Annotated in this window: 16 protein-coding genes; 9 read left to right on the top strand and 7 right to left on the bottom strand. The window is 68.6% G+C overall.

The features are described 5' to 3' along the window. Positions 1 to 2 precede the first annotated feature (2 nt). The 5 genes from dut to dxs all read left to right on the top strand — a co-directional run bounded on the left by dut (position 3) and on the right by dxs (position 6,872). Positions 3 to 452 (top strand): dUTP diphosphatase, encoded by a 450-nt coding sequence (gene dut, locus JF543_RS09635; RefSeq protein WP_179410745.1) that lies wholly within the window; start codon positions 3 to 5, stop codon positions 450 to 452. Continuing rightward, a complete protein-coding gene (locus tag JF543_RS09630) occupies positions 449 to 1,036 on the top strand; it encodes a DUF3710 domain-containing protein (RefSeq protein WP_179410746.1) in 588 nt (195 codons plus the stop codon). The genes dut and JF543_RS09630 overlap by 4 nt, the downstream gene beginning before the upstream one ends. Continuing rightward, entirely contained in the window at positions 1,033 to 1,794 is a 762-nt protein-coding gene (locus JF543_RS09625) for a DUF3159 domain-containing protein (protein ID WP_374222177.1), read from the top strand. The genes JF543_RS09630 and JF543_RS09625 overlap by 4 nt, the downstream gene beginning before the upstream one ends. Positions 1,795 to 1,971: 177 nt before the next feature. Next, entirely contained in the window at positions 1,972 to 4,806 is a 2,835-nt protein-coding gene (acnA, locus tag JF543_RS09620) for an aconitate hydratase AcnA (protein WP_206820481.1), read from the top strand. 122 nt (positions 4,807 to 4,928) lie between these two features. Next, complete coding sequence (gene dxs / locus JF543_RS09615; RefSeq protein ID WP_206823887.1) at positions 4,929 to 6,872, top strand: 1-deoxy-D-xylulose-5-phosphate synthase; 1,944 nt, start codon at positions 4,929 to 4,931, stop codon at positions 6,870 to 6,872. A gap of 13 nt (positions 6,873 to 6,885) precedes the next feature. Here dxs and JF543_RS09610 read toward each other — a convergent pair whose 3' ends face one another. Continuing rightward, on the bottom strand, positions 6,886 to 8,352 hold the full coding sequence (locus tag JF543_RS09610; RefSeq protein ID WP_206823886.1) for a glycerol-3-phosphate dehydrogenase/oxidase: 1,467 nt from the start codon (positions 8,350 to 8,352) through the stop codon (positions 6,886 to 6,888). Next, a complete protein-coding gene (locus tag JF543_RS09605) occupies positions 8,349 to 8,957 on the bottom strand; it encodes a TetR/AcrR family transcriptional regulator (RefSeq protein ID WP_206823885.1) in 609 nt (202 codons plus the stop codon). The genes JF543_RS09610 and JF543_RS09605 overlap by 4 nt, the downstream gene beginning before the upstream one ends. Positions 8,958 to 8,977: 20 nt before the next feature. On the opposite strand from JF543_RS09605, the gene JF543_RS09600 reads away from it, so the two are divergent. Genes JF543_RS09600 through JF543_RS09590 form a run of 3 tightly spaced genes read left to right on the top strand, consistent with a single transcriptional unit; the run spans position 8,978 to position 13,147 of the window. After that, positions 8,978 to 10,618, top strand: a complete 1,641-nt coding sequence (locus tag JF543_RS09600) for an FAD-binding oxidoreductase (RefSeq protein WP_242519428.1) — start codon at positions 8,978 to 8,980, stop codon at positions 10,616 to 10,618. Next, positions 10,615 to 11,535, top strand: a complete 921-nt coding sequence (locus JF543_RS09595) for a diacylglycerol/lipid kinase family protein (RefSeq protein WP_347401132.1) — start codon at positions 10,615 to 10,617, stop codon at positions 11,533 to 11,535. The genes JF543_RS09600 and JF543_RS09595 overlap by 4 nt, the downstream gene beginning before the upstream one ends. Continuing rightward, on the top strand, positions 11,528 to 13,147 hold the full coding sequence (locus JF543_RS09590) for a GMC oxidoreductase (RefSeq protein ID WP_206823883.1): 1,620 nt from the start codon (positions 11,528 to 11,530) through the stop codon (positions 13,145 to 13,147). Before JF543_RS09595 ends, JF543_RS09590 begins: the two co-directional genes overlap by 8 nt. A 75-nt stretch (positions 13,148 to 13,222) precedes the next feature. Here JF543_RS09590 and JF543_RS09585 read toward each other — a convergent pair whose 3' ends face one another. The 4 genes from JF543_RS09585 to JF543_RS09570 form a co-directional block, all read right to left on the bottom strand. Beyond that, positions 13,223 to 15,328, bottom strand: coding sequence for a 3-hydroxyacyl-CoA dehydrogenase NAD-binding domain-containing protein (locus JF543_RS09585; protein WP_206824296.1), 2,106 nt, complete (start codon positions 15,326 to 15,328; stop codon positions 13,223 to 13,225). A gap of 29 nt (positions 15,329 to 15,357) precedes the next feature. Next, a complete protein-coding gene (locus JF543_RS09580) occupies positions 15,358 to 16,563 on the bottom strand; it encodes a thiolase family protein (protein WP_179410752.1) in 1,206 nt (401 codons plus the stop codon). Between the two features lie 73 nt (positions 16,564 to 16,636). Beyond that, positions 16,637 to 17,830: an HRDC domain-containing protein gene (locus tag JF543_RS09575; protein WP_179410753.1), complete on the bottom strand. Its 1,194-nt coding sequence runs from the start codon at positions 17,828 to 17,830 to the stop codon at positions 16,637 to 16,639. Beyond that, positions 17,823 to 18,404 carry a DUF3000 family protein gene (locus JF543_RS09570; RefSeq protein WP_179410754.1) on the bottom strand — a complete coding sequence of 194 codons (582 nt, stop codon included), beginning with the start codon at positions 18,402 to 18,404 and terminating at the stop codon, positions 17,823 to 17,825. The genes JF543_RS09575 and JF543_RS09570 overlap by 8 nt, the downstream gene beginning before the upstream one ends. 25 nt (positions 18,405 to 18,429) lie before the next feature. Between JF543_RS09570 and JF543_RS09565 the strand changes: the two genes are divergently transcribed. Beyond that, positions 18,430 to 19,593: an alpha/beta hydrolase family protein gene (locus JF543_RS09565; protein WP_206823880.1), complete on the top strand. Its 1,164-nt coding sequence runs from the start codon at positions 18,430 to 18,432 to the stop codon at positions 19,591 to 19,593. Positions 19,594 to 19,597: 4 nt separating this feature from the next. On the opposite strand, the gene JF543_RS09560 is transcribed toward JF543_RS09565, so the two are convergent. After that, a complete protein-coding gene (locus tag JF543_RS09560) occupies positions 19,598 to 20,029 on the bottom strand; it encodes a SufE family protein (RefSeq protein ID WP_206549823.1) in 432 nt (143 codons plus the stop codon). Positions 20,030 to 20,032 lie beyond the last annotated feature (3 nt).

Here is a 20,032-nt window from a genome sequence, read left to right as displayed (position 1 = left end):
GGGTGACTCATTCCGTTGCTGTTCCCATTATCGCCGCGAACGTCCCGGCTTACGCCCATCCGGGGGATGCTGGCGCCGATCTCGTCTCGACCGAGGCCGTGCGGCTCGAACCGGGGGAGCGGGCGCTGGTGCCCACTGGCGTCCGCATCGCCCTGCCCGAAGGCTACGCGGCCTTCGTCGTGCCGCGCAGCGGACTTGCGGTGAAGCACGGCATCACGGTGGTCAACACTCCGGGCACCGTTGATGCCGGATACCGCGGCGAGATTAAGGTGACCCTGCTGAATACCGACAGCAAGCAGGCGTACGATGTGGCCGTCGGTGATCGGATCGCACAGCTGATCATCATGCCTGTCGTCCAGGCACGGTTCGAACCCGTCGAAGCCCTGCCGGACAGCGTCCGCGGCGACGGAGGTTTCGGATCCACCGGCTATACCCAGGGAAAGAGCGAATGACTGAAGAGATCGAACCCACGCTGAAGTCCGCGCCGGCCGATCGTGCCGAGGCGGGTCCTTTTGACGACTCCGAGGCGAACCCCGTACGCCCGTACATCGACCTCGGCGGCATCAAGGTGCTTCCGCGTGAGGGACTGAACCTGCGTCTCGAGGTCGAGGAGCAGAGCAAGCGCATCGTGGCCGTCGGGCTGGACTACGCCGGATCCACGTTGCAGGTGCAGCCCTTCGCCGCACCGCGCACCCGCGGACTGTGGGATGAGACCCGCGTGCAGCTGCGCGACCAGATCCGCAACCAGGGTGGGCGCGTCGAGGAGCGCGAGGGGCCGCTGGGCAAAGAACTGCTCGCCGAGGTTCCGGCGACGGCGGCCGAGGGGACCGGTATGCGTCTGGCGCGCTTTGTGGGCGTCGACGGACCGCGGTGGTTCCTGCGCGGCGTGATCGGTGGGGACGCGGCATCCGACCCCGCGGCCGCCGAGCAGGCCGAGGACCTCTTCCGATCCATCGTCGTGGTGCGCGGTGGCTCGCCGATGCCGCCGCGTGATCTCATCCCGCTGAAGATGCCGTCGACGCCGGGCGCCGCGTGACCGATCCGGGGCGCGATTCGAGCGATCCGCCGGCATCGAGCCGAGACGCCGAAGAGGCGGCCGCCGGCTTGACGCCCCCCGAGCCGTCCGCGGCCGAGATGATCGGCACGGCGCTGGGCTCGGCCGCGCGCCGCGCGGGCATCGACCCGGATACCGAGCAGACCACCGGCCACATGGTCTGGCAGGTCATCGGCGGCTGGCGCGGCGTCATGGAATCGGTGCTGCCTCTGCTGATCTTCGTCGTGACCTACACCACGACTCAGCAGCTGCTGCTGGCACTCGGACTCTCGGTGGGTATCGCGGCGGTCTTCGCTATCGTGCGCCTCGCGATGAAGTCACCGCCGGTGGCCGCCTTCTCGGGGCTGATCGCCGCAGTGATCGCCGCCGGGCTCCCGCTGTTCACCGGTCGGGCCGAAGACCAGTTCGTCATCGGGTTCATCACCAACATCGTGTACGGTCTGGCGTTCCTGGTGTCTGCGCTCGTGCGCTGGCCGATCATCGGAATCATCGTCGGTTTCCTCGTCGGCGAGGGTGTGGCCTGGCGACAGGACGCCCGCAAGCGCCGCACCTTCGCGTGGCTCTCCGCGGCGTGGGCGGGGCTTTTCCTGTTGCGTCTCGGATTTCAGTTGCCGTTCTATTTCGAAGGAGACGTGGCGACACTCGGCACCGTGAAGCTCATCATGGGACTGCCGCTGTTCGCCGCGCTGCTTGCGACGACGTGGCTGGTGACACGCCGGCTCTACGTCGATCGCGGCTAGCGGCTATCGGGCTCATGGTCTGATAGATTTATCTTGACATCAAGATAAATTTCGGGCTTTCGGCGAGGGCTCCTGCGGCGCACACTGGTAAGGCACACCTTGCTAGCCGCGGCGCGTCCTTGGCGAGCAAGATGGAACCGCCTGTCGCTTCCATCAGATTCAGAAGGAGACGTATTCGTGTCCACGGTGAACAGCTTCGGTGCCAAGAGCACCCTGACGGTCGGCAGCACCGACTACGAGATCTTCCGCGTCGACACGGTCGCCGGTCACGAGAGACTTCCGTTCAGCCTGAAGGTTCTGCTCGAGAACCTGCTGCGCACCGAGGACGGCGCGAACGTCACCAAGGCGCAGATCGAGGCGCTCGGGTCGTGGGACGCCGCCGCTGAGCCGAACACCGAGATCCAGTTCTCGCCGGCCCGCGTGGTCATGCAGGACTTCACCGGTGTGCCCTGCATCGTCGACCTCGCCACCATGCGTGAGGCCGTCACCGCCCTGGGTGGCGACGCCAACAAGATCAACCCGCTCTCGCCCGCCGAGATGGTCATCGACCACTCGGTCATCGCCGACCTCTTCGGCAGCGAGAACGCCCTCGAGCGCAACGTTGAGATCGAGTACGAGCGCAACGGTGAGCGCTACCAGTTCCTGCGCTGGGGCCAGACGGCCTTCCAGGACTTCAAGGTCGTGCCCCCGGGCACCGGCATCGTCCACCAGGTCAACATCGAGCACCTCGCCAAGGTCATCTACGACCGCACCAACGGTGGCGTTCTGCAGGCCTACCCCGACACCTGCGTCGGCACCGACTCGCACACCACCATGGTCAACGGCCTCGGCGTGCTCGGTTGGGGCGTCGGCGGCATCGAGGCAGAGGCGGCCATGCTCGGCCAGCCCGTGTCGATGCTCATCCCGCGCGTGGTCGGCTTCAAGCTCACGGGCGAGATCCCCGCGGGCGTCACCGCCACCGATGTCGTCCTCACGATCACCGACATGCTGCGCCAGCACGGCGTGGTCGGCAAGTTCGTCGAGTTCTACGGCGCCGGTGTGGCCTCCGTTCCGCTGGCCAACCGTGCCACGATCGGAAACATGTCGCCCGAGTTCGGCTCGACGGCGGCCATCTTCCCGATCGACGACGTCACGCTCGACTACCTGCGCCTGACCGGTCGTACCGACGAGGCCGTCGCGCTCGTCGAGACCTACGCCAAGGAGCAGGGCCTCTGGCACGACGCGGCGAACGAGCCGGTCTACAGCGAGTACATGGAGCTCGACCTCAGCACCGTGGTGCCCTCGATCGCCGGCCCCAAGCGCCCGCAGGACCGCATTCTGCTGTCCGAGGCGAAGGAGCAGTTCGAGAAGGACATCCTGAACTACGCCACGCCGTCGACCAGCGAGGACATCGTCGACCTCGAGTCGAAGCACTCGTTCCCGGCATCCGACCCGGGTCAGGTCCCCGGCGAAGAGGAGCCCACCACGCGTCCGGTGCACATCAACAGCGGTGCACCCGCGCACGCGTCGAAGCCCGTGCCGGTCACGACGCCTGCCGGTGAGCAGTACATCCTCGACAACGGTGCCGTCACCCTGGCCGCGATCACCTCGTGCACCAACACGTCGAACCCCTCGGTGATGATCGCCGCGGGTCTGATCGCCCGCAAGGCGCTGCAGAAGGGCCTCAAGCAGAAGCCCTGGGTCAAGACCACGCTCGGCCCCGGCTCGAAGGTCGTCACCGACTACTACGAGAAGTCGGGCCTGAACAAGGACCTCGAGGGCCTCGGCTTCTACACGGTGGGCTACGGCTGCACGATCTGCATCGGAAACTCCGGTCCGCTGATCGATGAGGTCTCGGCCGCGATCAACGACCACGACCTCGCCGTCACCGCCGTGCTCTCGGGTAACCGCAACTTCGAGGGTCGAATCAGCCCCGACGTGAAGATGAACTACCTGGCCTCGCCGCCGCTCGTTGTGGCCTACGCGCTGGCCGGCTCTATGCACTTCGACTTCGACAACGACGCCCTCGGCCAGGACGCCGACGGCAACGACGTCTTCCTCAAGGACATCTGGCCCGCGCCCGAAGAGGTGCAGGAGATCATCGACTCGTCGATCTCGCGCGACCAGTTCATCAAGCAGTACGCCACCGTCTTCGACGGCGACGAGCGCTGGACGAGCCTGCCCACCCCGACCGGGCCGGTCTTCGAGTGGGACGCCGACTCGACCTACGTGCGCAAGGCGCCGTACTTCGATGGCATGACGATGGAGCTGACCCCGGTCACCGACATCGATGGCGCACGCGTGATGGCGACGCTGGGCGACTCGGTCACGACCGACCACATCTCGCCCGCCGGTGCGATCAAGCCGGGAACGCCGGCTGCGCAGTACCTCACCGAGCACGGCGTCGACCGCAAGGACTTCAACTCCTTCGGTTCGCGTCGCGGAAACCACGAGGTGATGATCCGCGGTACGTTCGCGAACATCCGCCTGAAGAACGCCATGGTCAAGGCGGTCAACGACGGCCAGCAGATCGAAGGTGGCTTCACGCGCGACTTCACCCAGGCCGGTGGCCCGCAGGCGTACATCTACGACGCCAGCATGAACTACCAGGCGCAGGGCACCCCGCTCGTCGTGTTCGGCGGCAAGGAGTACGGCTCGGGCTCGTCGCGTGACTGGGCCGCCAAGGGCACCACGCTGCTGGGCGTCAAGGCCGTCATCACCGAGAGCTTCGAGCGCATCCACCGCTCGAACCTGATCGGCATGGGCGTCGTCCCGCTGCAGTTCCCCGCCGGTGAGTCGTGGGAGTCGCTGGGCCTGGACGGCACCGAGATCATCTCGATCAGCGGTCTGACCGAGCTCAACGAGGGCAGGACTCCGAAGACCGTCAAGGTCACGGCCGTTCCGAGCGAGTTCTCGCCCGAGGGCAAGCAGCCGGTCGAGTTCGATGCGGTCGTTCGCATCGACACCCCCGGTGAGGCCGACTACTACCGCAACGGCGGAATCCTGCAGTACGTGCTGCGTTCGCTGGTCTGATCCAGCGTCCACGACGAGGGCTCGGATGCTTCGGCATCCGAGCCCTTCGTCGTCCCGCGATAGACTGGAGCGATGCGCACGCCCACTGGTGTCGCGTGAAATCGAGTCGCGGAGGCGCCTACATGCCGATCCTGCCGGGCATCACCGGTCCTCGGGACCTCGACGGTCTCTCCACCGAAGAACTTGCCGAGCTCGCTGACGAGATCCGTGCATTCCTGGTCGAGAACGTCGCCCGAACGGGCGGTCATCTGGGGCCGAACCTCGGCGTCGTCGAACTGACGATCGCGCTGCACCGCGTGTTCTCGTCGCCCGATGACCCGTTCATCTTCGACACCGGGCACCAGTCGTACGTGCACAAGCTGCTCACCGGGCGGCAGGACTTCTCGCAGCTGCGCTCGCGCGGCGGCCTGGCCGGCTACCCGCAGCGCTCCGAGAGCGCCCACGACGTCGTCGAGTCCTCGCACGCCTCCAGCTCGCTCAGCTGGGCCGACGGTATTTCGCGCGCCCTCACCGCGACGGGCCTCGCTGATCGGCACGTCGTGGCTGTCGTCGGCGACGGAGCTCTCACCGGTGGCATGACGTGGGAGGCGCTGAACAACATCAGCGACGACAACGATCGCAACCTCGTGATCGTCGTCAATGACAACGGGCGCTCCTATGCGCCCACCATCGGCGGCATGTCGCGGTACCTGAACCGCGTGCGCACCGCCAGCACGTACCGTGATCTGCACAAGCGCTCCGACCGGTTGTTCCGGGCGTTCGGGCCCTTCGGGCGTGCGATGTTCCGCGGTGTGCGCGGCGGCACCCATGGTTTCCTCTCGCGGTTCACCAACAATGCCGCGCTCTACTCGAACCTCGACATCAAGTACCTCGGCCCCGTGAATGGGCACGACATCCCGGCGCTGCTGGAGACGCTGCAGTTGGCCAAGGACTTCGGCGCACCGGTGATCGTGCACGCCATCACCGAGAAGGGGCGCGGCTACCAGCCGGCCCGTGATGACGACGCCGACCAGTTCCACGCGGTCGGGCGGATTGACCCGAAGACGGGCGGATCGCTGTCGTCGTCATCGGGGACGTCCTGGACGTCGGTGTTCGCCGATGCGCTGGTCGACGCGGGCGCACGCGACGACAAGGTGATCGCGATGACCGCGGCGATGCTGCGACCGACGGGACTGGCGCGCTTTGCCGAGCGCTTCCCCGGCCGGGTGTACGACGTCGGTATCGCCGAACAGCACGCGGTCGCCTCGGCCGCCGGGCTGGCCTTCGGTGGTCTGCACCCCGTGGTCGCCATCTATGCCACATTCATGAACCGGGCGTTCGACCAGGTGCTGATGGATGTCGCCCTGCACCGCGCGGGCGTCACGTTCGTGCTCGACCGGGCCGGAGTGACGGGGCCGGACGGCCCCAGCCACCACGGCGTCTGGGATCTCGCCATGCTGCAGATGGTCCCCGGCATCCGCATCGCCGCACCGCGCGACGGTGAGCGTCTGCGCGAAGCGCTCGACGAGGCTGTCGCCGTCGACGACGCGCCCACGGTCATCCGCTATCCCAAGGGTGACACGCCGCATGAGATCGTCGCGGTGGAGCGCCGCGCGGACGGCACCGATGTGCTCTTCCGCGGCAACACCGAGGACGTGCTCATCGTCGCCACCGGTGCGTTCGCCGAGCTGGGGCTGAAAGCCGCGCAGAGTCTCGAGACGCACGGAATCGGCGTCACGGTCATCGACCCGCGGTGGGTGATCCCGGTGCAGCAGTCGGTGATCGACCTCTCGGCGCGGCACCGTCTGGTGATCACGCTCGAAGACGGCATCCGCGCTGGGGGTATTGGCACACGCGTGCGGCAGGTGCTGCGCGAGTCCGGCGTCGACACGGCCGTGGATGAGCTGGGGCTCCCCGATGAGTTCATCGACCACGCGACGCGTGACGAGATCCTCGCCGATGCCGGTCTGACGGTCGAGAAGATCACGGCGGACGTCATCGCGCAGATCGGTGGCACGCGTCTTCCCGTGGCGAAGGCCGCCGAGCACACTGACGCGATCGACGTTCCGCTGAGCGATCGCCGCTGAGCGAACCGCGCCGTCAGGCGTCGAGTTCGGCGAGTGTCTCCGAGACGATCCGCTCGACCTCGGGCAGGCAGCGGCGACGGTCGTCGTCGACCAGACCGATCCGGGTGCGCCGATCGAGTACGTCGTCCGCGCTGAGCGCGCCCTCCGCGCGCACCGCGAACACGACGTCCTCGACGCTTACGTCGAGGGCGTCGCCGAACGGACGATCGGATGCCGCGGGCGGGCCGTCCACCAGGCGCAGCGTTGAGGTGCATGAGGGGCGGATATCCCCGCCCAGGCGCGTGCGCACGGCGTGGTCGACGGCATCCTGTGCCATGCGGCGGTAGGTCGTCAGCTTTCCGCCGAGTACAGCGATGGCACCCGAGGGGGTGTCTGTCACAAGATGACGCCGTGAGACATCGGCGGTGGCGCCCGAGCCGCTGTCGATCAACGGGCGCAGTCCCGAGAATGCGCCGCGCACACTGTCGCGTCCGATCGGGGTGGCCAGCACGCGGTTGAGTGTGCGGAGCAGAAAGTCGATCTCATGCTCGGCCGGTTCCGCCACCAGAGGGATTGGCCCGGGGGCGTCCTCATCGGTCAGCCCGACGATCACGCGGCCGTGCTGCTGGGGGAGGGCGAACACGTAGCGGCTGATCGAGCCTTCGTGCGGAATAGTGAGTGCGGCAGTCGGGCCGCCGAGGTCGGCCGCATCGAGCACGATGTGGGTGCCGCGGCTCGGGCGCACGGTCAGTGTGTCGTCGAGCGTCCCCGCCCAGACGCCTGTGGCGTTGATCACGCTGCGCGCACGAATCTCGAACCGTTCGGCGGTGAGGGCGTCTTCGGCGGTGATGCCGTCGCGCCGCAGCTGCAACGCGCGCACGCGCGTGAGCACCCGGGCGCCATGGGCGGCCGCTGTCCGCGCGACGGTCGTGACCAATCGGGCATCGTCGACGAGTTGCCCGTCGAACGAGAGCATGCCGCCGCGCAGACCGTGATCCTCGAGTGCGGGGACGAGGCGGCGTGCGCTGTGAGCCGACACCAGACGCGGACGGGGCAGCACCGAGCGGGGTGTGCGGGCGCGCATGCGCAACAGATCACCGATGCCCATGCCGAACGCGCCTGCCGCCCGCTGCCTGGCGGTGATGTCGGTGCTGAAGGGCAGCAACTGGCCGAGGGGACGGATCAGGTGCGGCGCGATGCGGGTCATCAGCAGATGGCGCTCCAGGGCGCTCTCCTTGGCCGTGGCCAGGTCGCCGGTGGCGAGATAGCGCAAGCCGCCGTGCACGAGCTTGGAGCTGAAGCGACTGGTGCCGAAAGCGAGATCGTGCGCTTCGATCAGGGCGACGCTCAGACCGCGCGAGGCCGCGTCGAGGGCGACGCCGGTGCCGGTGATCCCGCCGCCCACGACGACGACGTCGACGGTTGTCTCGGCGACCTCGGTCAATTCGCGGCGGCGTCGCGCGGCGTTCAGATCGGCGGTGCGGCTGGCGGCTGATGTCATGGGCGCAGGTATCCGTCCAGCGCCGCGCGCAGCTCGTGCTGCCAGGCCGCCTCGTCGATGAGCTCGGCGACGGTGCCGTGCGAGAGCACGGCGGACTGGGCGATCAGCAGCAGCATCACAGCCATGTCATCGGGGGAGTCGCCGCGTACGTCGTCGCCGTGCTGTGCGCTGCCGATGGCTGCGGCCAGCCACCGCAGGATCCTGCGCTGACTCTGGCCGACGCGCTGCAGCGTGTAGCGCGTGAACGATTCGGGTTCGTCGGCGAGCAGTCGCGCGTACACCGCGTCGGCGCGGAACCGACTGATGAACGTCAGGACGCTGTCGACGAGTTCGGCGCGCGAGCGCACGGGATGGGGAAGATCGTCGAGGATGCCGATCACGCGTCGCAGCAGTGCCGAGCGCACCACGTCGTCGGCGTCGTCCCAGTTGCGGTAGATCGTCGGCCTGCTGAGACCGGCGCGCCGGCTGAGTTCGGCGACGGTCAGGCCGTGCACACCGCGGCGCTGCAGGAGGGCATCCGCGGCATCGAGGATGCGCGTCTGCGTCGCATCCCATTCCGGTGACGAAAGCGCGGCGGATCCGCCCGTTGGTTGACGTTCTTCCATGATCTGTCACACTGTAACGCATGGACGATGTGAAGCCCAGGGAGACCGGACCCGCTCCGAGCGCCGCACCTCTGATGCGCTGGAACGGCTGGGGCGATCCCGCCAAGGCGAAAGACCTCTCTTTCGCGGTGCGCAGCCTGATCCCTCTTCTGTTGGGGCGCATTCACCGGCCCGAGCCCGCCGCGACCCTGGCCGAGGTTCGGCTACCCGCATCCGCGCTAGAGCACGATGACCTTGCAGCGCTACGCGATGTCGTGGGCGCCGAGCACGTCGACACGAGCGCCGAGGCGCGCATCCGGCACGCGGGCGGACGCTCGACGCCGGACCTGCTGCGCCGCCGCGCGCACGATCAGAATGCCCCGGATGCTGTCGTGCAACCCGCGGATCATGCCGAGGTCAGCGCTGTGCTGGCTGTCGCCGTCGAGCGCGGCATCGCCGTCATTCCGTACGGCGGCGGTACGAGCGTCGTCGGCGCCCTCGACCCCGAGCGCGGAGCGCAGCGCTCCGTCATCAGCCTCGACCTGCACCGACTGAGCGGGCTGCTGCGGTTCGACGAGTTCAGCGGCGAAGCGGTGCTCGCATCCGGAACCACCGGACCCGTCGCCGAAGAACTGCTGGCCGCCGTGGGGTACGAACTCGGGCACTTCCCGCAGAGCTTCCGGTACGCGACGATCGGCGGATTCGCGGCGGCCCGGTCGTCGGGCCAGAACTCCGCAGGCAACGGCCGCTTCGACACCATGGTCACCGGGCTTCGCGTCGCGACCCCGACCGGCGACATCGAGCTGGGGCGTTCGCCGGGCTCGGCGGCCGGCCCCGACCTCATCCGGGTCTTCCTCGGCTCCGAGGGGATCTTCGGGGTCATCACCGAGGTGCGCGTGCGTGTGCATCCGATCCCGCGTGACCGCGTGTTCGAGTCGTGGACGTTCCCCGATTTCGCGTCCGGGGCCGACGCGCTGCGGCGCGTCGCCCAGGGCGGGGGCGGCCCGACGGTGATCCGGCTGTCGGATGAGGCCGAGACCGCCGTCAGCCTCGCCCAGGTCGGCAAGATCGGCCGCGCCTTGGCTAAGGGCGCGAGCGCCGTGACCGTGTACGAGGGCGACGACATCGCTGTCCGGCGTGCGAGGGCGAGCAAGCTGATGCGCGCCGCCGGCGGAACCTCCTCCGGAGAGGGCGCGGCCGAGGACTGGCTGCAGACGCGCTTCGACGGCCCGTACCTGCGTGACTCGCTGCTCGATGCCGGCGTGTTCTGCGAGACGCTCGAGACCGCGACGACCTGGTCGAACCTGGCCGGCCTGCGTCAGGCTGTCGAGGACGCCCTGCGGCAGGGATTCTCGGATGCCGGTGCCAAGAGCTACGTCATGTGCCACATCTCGCACATCTACCCGACGGGCGCGTCGCTGTACTTCACCGTGCTGGCCGGGGTGCGCGGCGACCAGCTCGCGGTCTGGGACGGCATCAAGGCGAAGGTCAACGACGCGATCATCTCGGCCGGCGGGACCATCAGCCACCACCATGCCGTTGGCCGCGATCACGCCCCCTGGCTGGCCGAGGAGATCGGCGAGACCGGCATCCGCATCCTGTCCGCCATCAAACGCGAACTCGACCCGCACGGCATTCTCAACCCCGGTGCCGTGATCGCACCGCTCGGGTCGGCGACGTGATCCCGGTGCGCCGGATCGCGGTCGTCGCCAACCCGCAATCCGGCAAGGGGCGGGGCCGTCGGGCAGCCGACGAGGCGATCGCGGCGCTGCGCGCCGACGGTGCGCAGGTGCAGGTCTACTCCGGTGGTTCACCGGCCGAGACCCGGCGCCTGGCTGAGGAGGCCGTCGCAGAGAAGCCGGATGCCCTCGTGGTCGTCGGCGGGGATGGCACGCTCTCGGGCATCATCGATGTGCTCGCCGCCGCCGAGGTGCCGATCGCTCTGGTGCCCGCGGGGACCGGCAACGATCTCGCCCGCGCGCTGGGGCTGCCACGCGGTGACGCGACGGCCGCCGTGAGCGTGGCGGTGCGCGGTCGCACGCGCCTGATCGACGTCGGCGAGGTGCACAGCGAGGGCAGGACGACACCGTTCCTCTCTGTCGCCGCCCTCGGCTTCGATGCCAAGGTCAGCGACCGCACCAACCGGCTGCGCTGGCCGCGAGGCGCTCTGCGCTACTACCTGGCACTGCTGATCGAACTGATCAGGCTGCAGCCGATGGACTTCCGCGTCGAGGTCGATGGCGGACCTCAGACGGCTGCGCCCGGCACTCTGATCGCGGTCGGCAACACCGCTAGCTACGGCGGGGGGATGCCGGTGTGCGCCGGTGCCGCTCCGGACGATGGCGCTCTGGACGTCGTGCATGTGGTTCCGCTGACGCGACTGCGTCTACTCAGACTGTTCCCGCTGCTGCTGCAGGGCCGTCACCTCACCCGCCCGGAGGTGATCCACCGGCGCGCCCAGCAGGTGAGCGTGTCGGCGCCGGGTCTGGTGGTCTACGCCGACGGCGAGCGCGTCGGCGCGGGGGAGTGCCGCATCACCGTGCGGCCCGCGGCGCTGCGTATGCTCGTGCCGTTGAGTGAGGGGGAGTCGGATGCCTGATGTGGACGTCGCCGTGATCGGCTCGGGCTTTGGCGGATCGGTCGCGGCGCTGCGACTGAGTGAGAAGGGCTACCGGGTGCGGGTCCTAGAGGCCGGCCGCCGGTTCGAGGACGACGACTTCGCGAAGACCTCGTGGGACGTGCGCCGATACCTGTGGGCACCGGGAATCGGATGCCACGGTGTGCAGCGCATCCATCGGCTGCCGCACGTGATGATCCTCGCCGGCGCGGGCGTCGGCGGCGGGTCGCTCAACTACGCCAACACGCTCTACGAGCCCGGGGCGGCGTTCTTCGCCGACCCGCAGTGGCCTGCCGACGTGCGCTGGCAGGACGAGCTGTCGCCGCACTACGCGACCGCGAAGCGGATGCTGGGTGTGGTCGAGCACTACCCGCACACCGGTCCCGTCGAACGCATCATGCGCGGCGCCGCCGCGGACCTCGGCGTCGAGGACAGCTTCCGCAAGGCACCCGTCGGCGTCTTCCTCGGCATGCCGGGCGTCACCGTGCCCGATCCCTATTTCGACGGTGCCGGACCCGCCCGCACCGGGTGCACGCTGTGCGGCAACTGCATGGTGGGGTGTCGCGTCGGGGCCAAGAACACCCTGATGAAGAACTACCTGGCCCTCGCAGAGCGCCAGGGCGCGATCATCGAGCCGATGCGCACCGTGACGGACGTGCGCGAGCACCCGTCGGGCGGCTTTGTCGTCACCACCCAGCGCAGCGGTGCCTGGTTCCGGCGTGACAGGCGAACCCTGCACGCCGAGCAGGTGGTGTTCGCCGCGGGCACGTGGGGCACGCAGCAACTCCTGCACCGGATGCGGGCATCCGATGCACTGCCCGCCCTCTCCGGGGCTCTCGGGCGCCTCACCCGTACCAACTCGGAAGCGCTCGACGGTGCCGTCGCGGCACGCGTGCCCGAGAGTGCCGGCCTCGCCGACGGGGTCGCGATAACCACCTCGTTCCACGTCGATGAGCGCACCCACGTCGAGAACGTGCGCTACGGGCCGGGATCGAACCTGATGGGCGCGCTGGCGACCGTTCTGGTGCCGGGGGACCGGGGCCTGCTACGACGCTTCGGCGCCGTCGTGGGCCGCGTACTGCGGCATCCGATCCGGCAACTGCGGCTGGCCTCGCTGCACCGCTGGAGCGAGCGGGGGATCATCGCGCTGGTCATGCAGACCGCCGACAACTCACTCACCCTGTCGCTCAGGCGACGCTTCGGCCGTCGGGTGCTGACCAGCGCACAGGGACACGGCGAGCCGAACCCCACACACCTGCCGCAGGCGCATGCCGCCGTCGAGGCGATCGCCCGGCGGATGCAGGCCGAGACCGGCGTGCGCTCCGAGGCACGGGGGTCGTGGCCCGAAGTCTTCGGCATCCCGCTGACCGCGCACTTCCTCGGCGGCGCTGTGATCTCCGACAGCCCGGAGCAGGGCGTCATCGACGCCTACCACCGGGTCTGGGGATACCCGGGGCTGCACATCGTCGACGGGTCCGCCGTGCCCGCCAACCCGGGTGTCAACCCGTCGCTGACGATCACGGCCCTCGCCGAACGAGCCCTCGCGCACTGGCCCGAGCGCGGTGACCGCGACACCAGGCCTGCGCAGCGCTGAGTCCGGGAATCCTCGCCGGAACGACGAAGCCCCGCCGACTGCAAAAGTCGACGGGGCTTCGTGCGGTTCAGGCGGTCAGGCCTCGATGCCGCGGATCGGCGGCGTGTGGAACGTTCCGCCGAACACGCGCTCGGACGCACCCTCGCGGTCAAGGTACGGCGAAGCGCCGCCGTCGATGAACGGCCAACCCGCGCCCAGGATCAGGCACAGGTCGATGTCCTCGACCTCGGGCACGACGCCCTCGTCCAGCATGATGCGGATCTCCTGCGCCAGGCCGTCCTGCACACGCATCAGGATGGTGCCAGCATCCGCCGGCGACGAGCCGACGGCGCCCTTGAGCACCTTCTCGGCGGCGTTGGTCCAGCCGGTGACGCGTCCGCCCTTGTCCTTCTCGACGATCGCGTCCAGCTCGGCCAGAGCATGGAAGTTCTCGTTGGCGTAGAAACGCTCGGGGAACGCGCGCACCATGGTGTCCTGCACGTGCGCGGCGACCTTCCAGCCGACCAGATCGATCAGCTGGAACGGGCCCATCGGCAGGCCGAGCGGACCGAAGGCCTTCTCGACCTCGGCGATCGGCGTGCCCTCGTACACGGCACGTGCTGCCTCGCCCATGACCTTTGCCAGCAGGCGGTTCACCACGAACCCAGGGGCGTCTGCGGTGAGAACGGCGTTCTTGCCGAGGCCCTTCGCGACCACGAACGCGGTCGACAGCGCCGCTTCGCTGGTGTGCGGCGTCTTCACGACCTCGATCAGCGGCATCACCGCGACCGGGTTGAAGAAGTGGAAGCCGACCAGGCGCTCGGGATTGGCGAGCTTCGCACCGATCTCTTCGACCGACAGCGACGACGTGTTGGTGGCGAGGATGGCGTCCTCGGCGACGATCTTCTCGATCTCACCGAACACCTGCTGCTTGACGCCGACCTCTTCGAACACGGCCTCGATGACGAAGTCGCAGTCCGCATACAGGCTCTTGTCGGTGGTTCCCGTCACCAGCGAACGCAGCTGGTTCGCGGTGTCGGCGTCGACGCGGCCCTTGGCCTCGAGCTTGCCGATTTCATCGTGGATGTATGCCACGCCCTTGTCGACGCGGGCCTGATCCAGATCGGTGATCAGCACCGGCACCTGCAGGCGGCGCACGAACAGCAGGGCGAACTGGCTGGCCATGAGGCCCGCACCGATGATGCCGACCTTGGTGACCTTCTTCGCCAGCGTCTTGTCGGGTGCGCCGACCGGACGCTTCGCGCGCTTCTGCACCAGATCGAACGCGTACATCGACGCGGCGAACTGGTCGCCGGTCACGAGCTCGGCCAGAGCCTCGTCCTCACGGGCGAAACCCTCTGCCTTCGTGCCGCTGCGGGCCTTGTCGAGCAGGTCGAGCGCGACATAGGGCGAGCGCGGCACGGTGCCGATCTTCGACTCGAGCATGGTGCGCGCCATCTTGATGGCGACGGGCCACTTCACGGTGCGCTCGATCTTGCCGGGGGCGTTCTTGCGCTCGACCTTCTTGCCGCCCAGCACAGCGTCGGCCCAGGCCAGCGAGTTCTCGAGGAAGTTCGCCGCCGGGAAGATGGCGTCCATGAGCCCCAGCTCGAACGCCTGCTGCGGCTTGAGCATGCGGTTCTGCTTGAGCGGGTTCGAGATGACGACCTCGAGGGCGTTTTCGATGCCGATCAGGTTCGGCACCAGGTAGGCGCCGCCCCAGCCGGGGATGATGCCGAGGAAGACCTCGGGCAGAGCCAAGGCGGCCGCCGAAGCATCGACGGTGCGGTAGGTGGAGTTCAGCGCGATCTCCATGCCGCCGCCCAGCGCCAGTCCGTTGACGAATGCGAAGGACGGCACACCGAGATCGGACAGCGACCCGATCACCTTGTGGCCCAGCTGTGCGATCAGGCGAGCGTTGTCCTTCGAGCCGACCCGGCTGATGTCGGACAGGTCGGCGCCGGCGGCGAGGATGTACTGCTTACCGGTGATGCCGACGGCCTGGATCTCACCAGACGCGGCGCGCGCCTTGAGGGCGTCGAGCGTCTCACCGAGCTCGGTGAGCGTCGCCGGACCCAGCGTGTTCGGACGGGTGTGGTCGCGCCCGTTGTCGAGCGTGATCAGCGCGAGCACCTTGCCCGAGGGAAGGCGGATGTCGCGCACGGGGGAGTGCGTGATCACCTCACCCTCGGTGAGGGCCATGATCGGCGAGAAGTCGATGTCCTCGTAGCTCACTTCTTCTTCTTTCCGTCGTAGTGCGGGTTCTCCCAGATGACCGAACCGCCCTGGCCGAGACCGACACACATCGCGGTGAGGCCGTAGCGCACGTCGGGGCGCTCGGCGAACTGCGCCGCGAGCTGGATCATCAGACGCACTCCGGATGCTGCCAGCGGGTGACCCAGCGCGATCGCGCCGCCCCACTGGTTGACCCGCGGGTCGTCATCGGCGATGCCGAAGTGATCGAGCAGCGAGATCACCTGCACGGCGAAGGCTTCGTTCAGCTCGAACAGACCGATGTCATCGATCGTGAGACCGGCCTTCTTGAGCGCCTTCTCGGTCGAGGGGATCGGACCGATGCCCATAATCTCGGGCTGCACACCGGCGAAGGCGAACGAGACCATCCGCATCTTCGGCGCCAGGCCGAGCTCCTTCACCGCACCGCCACCGGCGAGAAGCGACATGGTCGCGCCGTCGGTCAGCGGGGACGACGTGCCGGCGGTGACACGACCGTGCGGCCGGAACGGGGTCTTCAGCGCGGCCAGGTCGTCCATGGTCGTGCCCGGGCGACGCCCCTCGTCCTCGGTCGCCAGACCCCAGGCTCCGTCGGCGCCCTTGATCGCCACAGAGACGAGATCGGGCTGGATCTTGCCGGCGTCGTACGCAGCCTGCACCTTGTGCTGGCTGAGCATGCCGAAACGATCGGAGCGCTCCTTGGTGAGGTGCGGGAAGCGGTCGAACAGGCGCTCGGCCGTGACACCCATGTTCAGTGCGCCCGGGTCGACCATCTTCTCGGCGACGAAACGCGGGTTCGGGTCGGCGTTGCCGCCGATCGGGTGGTGTCCCATGTGCTCGACACCACCGGCGAGCGCGAAGTCGTACATGCCGATGCCGATCGATGCGGCCATGGTCGTCACGCTCGTCATGGCGCCCGCGCACATGCGTTCGACGGCGAGGCCGGGAACGGTCTGCGGAAGGCCGGCGAGGATCGCGACCGACCGGCCCAGGGTGAGGCCCTGATCCCCGGTCTGCGACGTCGCGGCGATTGCCACATCGTCGATGCGCTCGGCCGGTACCCCGGCGTTGCGCTCCATCAGGCCGATGGTCGCCTTCACGGCGAGGTCATCTGCGCGGGTGTTCCAGTACATGCCCTTTTCGCCGGCGCGCCCGAAGGGTGTGCGCACTCCATCGACGAAGTAGACGTCCGAGATCTCGGCCACTCTGCCTCCAAAGGTTGGGGATGCGACCAGCCTAGGAGTGCGTGTCGTGGCGGGGGAATCGGTTGGGCGGACTCTACGAATCCGCCGTGTCGGCATCCGTCGTGGATTGCGGGCCTTCTACAAAGGCATCCGCGATCTTCTGTGCGGTATGCGCAACCTGCCAGGGCCGCGCGCCGAGTTCGCTGAGCGCGGTGCCGATGGCATCCGCGGTCAGCGCCGGCGGGTGCCAGGCGACCCGGCGCAGGTGCTCGGGCGTCAGTAGGTTCTCGGTGGGCATGTGCAGCTCTTCGGCGATCGCCTCGACCACCGGTCGGGCGGCCTTCAGTCGCAGATCGGCCTCGGGGTTGCGGTCCACCCACGCCCGAGGCGGCGGGAGGGAGTCACTGGGCACCCGCTCGCGGGGCAGCTGCTCGGTGGCGCGGCCGCGCGCGATGGCATCCCACCAGCGATCCAGTTGCGTGCGGCTGGCGCGACCGTTGAACTCCTTCAGGCCGGCGAGCGCCTGCTTCGAGGTGGGGGAGGCGAGCACAGCGGCCAGGAGTGCGCGGTCGGGCACGAGACGGCCCGGTGCGGCGTCGATCTCTCGGGCGTAGTCCTCCCGTGCCGTCCACAGCTCGCGTGCGACGGCGAGTTGGCGGGCACCGCGCACCTTGTGCAGACCGCTGAGGCGTCGCCATGGCTCTTCGCGCGGCGGCTTGGGTGGCCGATGCAGGGTGGCGTCGAACTCCTGCGCCGCGTACTCGGTCTTCTGCGAAGCTGCGAGTTCGTCGACGAGAGCGTCTCGCACGTCGATCAGATGCACGACGTCGAGCGCAGCGTACTCGAGCCACGGCGCCGGCAACGGCCGGGTGGACCAGTCGGCTGCCGAGTGCGCCTTGGCCAGCGAGATGCCCAGCGTGTGCTCGACGACGGCGGCGAGGCCGAATCCGTCGCTGCCGAGCAGTCGCGATGCCAACTCGGTGTCGAAGATGCGGGGTGGTTCGAGGTCGAGTTCGCGTAGGGATGGCAGGTCTTGGCTGGCCGCATGGAACACCCACTCCTCGGCGCCGATGGCGCGCTGGAGTGCGCTGAAGTCACCGATGGCGGGAGGGTCGAAGAGGAAGACCCCGGCGTCGCGACGGAATACCTGGATCAGGTATGCGCGCTGCGAGTACCGGAATCCCGATGCTCGCTCGACATCGACGGCGACCGGCCCATCGCCCTCGGCCAGCGCGCGACTGGCCTTCTCGAACTCCGCGCGGTCGCTGATCACGGAGTAGTCAGCCACGTCCGCCCTTTCTTGCGCCGAACACGGCGACATCCTCTGATCCGGGTGGGAGCCCTGCGAGCATTCCCACCAGCTCCTCCCATGCTTCCACATGTGGCCGCAGGGGTGCGTCGGCTGTCCACGACGCGCGCAACTCGATCTGCGCGCCGTCGCCTTCTTCGGCGAGCGCTCCGAATCCCTTCGAGAGCATCTTCGTCGAGGTGCCCGATGCGGAGTGGTAGTCGGCTCCGTGGTCGTCAAGTGCGTCGACAAGCCACGACCAGGCCACGTCCGCCAGCAACGGATCTGTGCCGATCTCGGGCTCGAGCGGAGCCTGGGCGTATGCGACAATCCGCCAGGCGCCGCCCCACGACGGCGGTTCGTCTGGATCGTGCAGCAGCACGAACCGCCCGGTGCCGTACAGGGAATCGCCGTGGTCATCGGGTCGCACATCCGCGGCCAGAGCGAAAGCGAACGGAGCGAGGTCGCGCGGGGCGGGGATCTCGCGCACGACGATGTCGGTCCGTGACGACGCCGTGCGCAACTCTGCCACCGCTGCGTCGAACAGGGCGGCGGCCTCCGGGTCTGCGGTCACGTGGACAGGCTAGAGTCAGGAGGCGATGAAGAGTCTCAGGCACGCCGCAGCGTTCGCCCTCCCTGTCGTCGCCGCTACGGCCGCGGCGGCCGCTGTCGCGGTGTTCAGTACCGCCCGCCGTGTGGTGACGCCCGCCGTCCGTCAGAAGGATGTGCGCATCCGTTCCGTGGACACCGCGGCGCAGACGATCGAGCTCGACCGCACGGTCGATACAGAGCTCCCCGGCCGCTATGGGCTGTTCACCGCGGGATCGCACGACTACGTCAAGCTCGGCGCGGTGCTGAGCGCTGATGCCACCAGTGTGCGGCGCAAGCTGCTCACACAGATCGCCCCCGATGCGCACCTCGATCAGGACGCCGCGTTCAGCGGCTGGTACTACGTCGCACCGGATGAGCTGCACCTGCCGTGGAAGAACGTGCTGATCGGCTCGCCGGCCGGACCCTGCCCGGCGTGGCTGTTCCCGCAGTCCTCCTCTACCTGGGTGATCCAGGTGCACGGCCGGGGCACGACGCGTTCGGAGTGCCTGCGTGCGGTGCCTGTCTTCCACGCGCTCGGGCTGCCCGTGCTCGTGGTCTCATACCGCAACGATGGCGAGGCGCCGCGTTCGCGGCGGGGTTCTTACGCGCTCGGGGCCGCGGAGTGGCGCGACGTCGACGCGGCGATCGGGTACGCGATGCGCCACGGCGCCGAGCGCATCGTGCTGATGGGCTGGTCGATGGGCGGCGCGATCGCGCTGCAGACGGCGGTGTCATCCGCGCATCGGGAGGCGATCGCGGCACTGGTGCTGGATTCGCCGGTCGTGGACTGGCGCACCGTGCTGCGGTTCCAGGCGCGCGAGGCGGGCCTGCGGGAGCCCTTGCCCGCACTGGCGATGGGAGCGCTCCAGAACTCCGTGATGGCACGACTGAGCGGCGCCGAGGCGCCGATCGCGTTCGACCGTCTCGACATGGTGGCACGGGCATCCGAGCTCGATGCTCCTGTGTTGATCCTGCACAGCGAGGACGACGGTTTCGTGCCTGCCGACGCCTCGCACGCGCTCGCGAAGGCACGCCCGGATCTGGTCACCATGCCCGAGATCTCGGTCGCGCGGCACACCAAGCTGTGGAACTACGACCAGAGCGGGTGGACGGCGACGATCACCGACTGGATCACAGCGCAGGGGCTGGCCGAGGACGGCGCGCCGAACTGAGCACTCAGCGCTTCTGTGCGACCTGGTTCTTGGCGCGCATCAGCATCCCGGTCATCCCGCCGATCCGCAGCGGCGAGACCAGTTTGGTCAGCCCGATCGTCTGGGGGTAGTCGCTGGGGATCGCCAACACCTCGTCAGCGGTCAGCCCGGTGATGCCCTGCGCGAGGATGCTGGCGAACCCGCGGGTCGTCGGTGCCTCCGGCGGCGCCGTCGCATGCATGGCGACGATGCCGTCGGAGACCTCGACGATGATGAATACAGGAGACTGGCACTCAGCGACGCGCTCGTACAGCTCGGGATGGTCGGCGAGACGCTCCGGGACGGCCGGCAGCTCGTTCGCGAACTCCAGCAACAGCTCGAGGCGGTCGCTCTCGGGCAACTCGAGGAACTCGTCGCGGAACTCGGCGAGCGCGGCAGGGACGGGCGTGTCAGTCATCCC

It is taken from the genome of Microbacterium esteraromaticum (genome assembly GCF_017303215.1).
In the GTDB taxonomy this organism is placed as follows: Bacteria; Actinomycetota; Actinomycetes; order Actinomycetales; family Microbacteriaceae; genus Microbacterium; species Microbacterium esteraromaticum_C.
The sequence above is the reverse complement of the archived record's forward strand: the minus strand, read 5'-3'. Positions and strand labels throughout refer to the sequence as shown.